Source organism: Streptomyces sp. UH6, assembly GCF_013421635.1.
In the GTDB taxonomy this organism is placed as follows: Bacteria; Actinomycetota; Actinomycetes; order Streptomycetales; family Streptomycetaceae; genus Streptomyces; species Streptomyces abyssomicinicus.
Genome location: NZ_JACADT010001131.1, coordinates 1 through 1,707, shown reverse-complemented (window position 1 = coordinate 1,707; position 1,707 = coordinate 1). Strand labels below are relative to the sequence as shown.

Here is a 1,707-nt window from a genome sequence, read left to right as displayed (position 1 = left end):
AGGTGACCACCGCGAGGAGCGCGAACGGCAGTTCGCGGTCCCGGTGGGAGACCCCGAGGGCGAGCCAGCGGTCGCCCGCCCGCCAGAGGTGGACGTCCGGCAGGTCCTGGCAGAGCCACCCCCAGGGGTCGGGTATCTCCTCCCCCTCCGCGGAACGGACGAACGCGCCGAGCAGGCCCACCCGCTGCGGCTCGCCCCACCGCTCCGTCAGCCGCTCGGCCAGCGCCTCCCGGTCGCACTCGAACTGCTCGGCCGCCTCGCCCTCCAGCGACCGGTCCTCCCAGAGACCCTCGCTCCGCCGGAGCTCGGCCCCCCGCCATCCGGGCCCGCACCAGCCCGCGCCGGCGCGCCGGTCCCGGCCCTCCGACTCCTCCGCCGACAGGTCCAGACCGCACAGCCGTTCGACCACGGCGAGATGACGTGCGATGCTCATGCGTTCCAGTAAACCCGCCGCCACCGACAACTGGCGCTCCGTCAGAACACGCGGTAACCGGATCCCCACTCTCGCCGGGATCCGGAACGCCGAGTAGCATCCGCCCAACACCCCCGCGAGCTGGGAGGACGGACCCGTGGGACGCCTGACCGGCGGTGACCCTTCGTTGCTGCGGCGGATCAACTCCGCCGTGGTGCTGCAAGCGCTGCGCGCCGTCGACTGCGCGACACTGACCGAGATCACGCACGTGACCGGCCTGTCCCGTCCCACCGTGGAGGGCGTGGTGGAGGGGCTGATCCAGGCGGGCCTGGTCACGGAGGCCGCCCCCGACGAGAGCGCGACCCGCCGCCAGGGCCGCCCGGCCCGCCGCTTCCGGTTCCGCGCGGAGGCGGGCCACCTGCTGGGGCTGGAGATCGGCGCCCACCGGGTGACCGCGCTCCTGGCCGACCTCGACGGGCGCGTCGTGGACAGTTTCAGCAGGGAGGTCGAGGAGACCGCCCCGGCGGACGACCGGATCGAGCGGCTGCGCTCGGTCGTCGGCGAACTGCTGCGCCGTACGGGGGTGTCGCGCGGCTCGCTGCGGGCGGTGGGCGTCGGGACGCCCGGCATCGTCGAGGCGGACGGCACGGTCCGTCTGGGCACGGCGCTGCCCGAGTGGACCGGGCTGCGGCTCGGCGAGCGGCTCAGCCGCTCCTTCAAGTGCCCCGTCCTGGTCGAGAACGACGCCAACGCCGCCGCCGTCGCCGAGCACTGGAAGGGCGCCGCCGTCGACTCGGACGACGTGATCTTCGTGCTGGCGGGCCTCAGCCCCGGTGCCGGCTCGCTGATCGGCGGCCGGCTGCACCGCGGTTTCGGCGGGGCGGCGGGCGAGATCGGGGCACTGCACCTGCTGGGCCGTGAGGAGACGCCGGAGAGCCTGCTCTCCACCCAGGACGAGCCGTTGCGCCCGCTGGACGAGCAGGCGGTGGCCCAGGTCTTCCAGCAGGCCCGGGACGGCGACACCCGGTCCCGGGCCGCGGTGGAGCGGTTCATCCAGCGGCTGGTGCACGACGTGGCGGCGCTGGTGCTGGCGATGGACCCGGAGCTGGTCGTGGTCGGCGGCTGGGCGGCCGGGCTGGACGACGTGCTGGAGCCGCTCCGTCAGGAGCTGTCCCGCTACTGCCTGCGCCCGCCGCGGGTGACGCTCTCCGTGCTCGGTGAGGCGGCCGTCGCCACGGGGGCGCTGCGGCTGGCCCTGGACCACGTCGAGGAGCAGCTCTTCGCGGTGGACGGCA

Annotated in this window: 2 protein-coding genes; one reads left to right on the top strand and one right to left on the bottom strand. The window is 74.9% G+C overall.

Going from position 1 to position 1,707, the window contains the following annotated elements:
* Positions 1–433 (bottom strand): hypothetical protein (locus tag HW445_RS29930; RefSeq protein ID WP_180223947.1); only part of this gene is annotated, 433 nt, incomplete at its 3' end.
* A gap of 136 nt (positions 434–569) precedes the next feature.
* On the opposite strand from HW445_RS29930, the gene HW445_RS29925 reads away from it, so the two are divergent.
* The coding region (locus HW445_RS29925; protein ID WP_180223946.1) for an ROK family protein at positions 570–1,707 on the top strand (1,138 nt) is incomplete at its 3' end.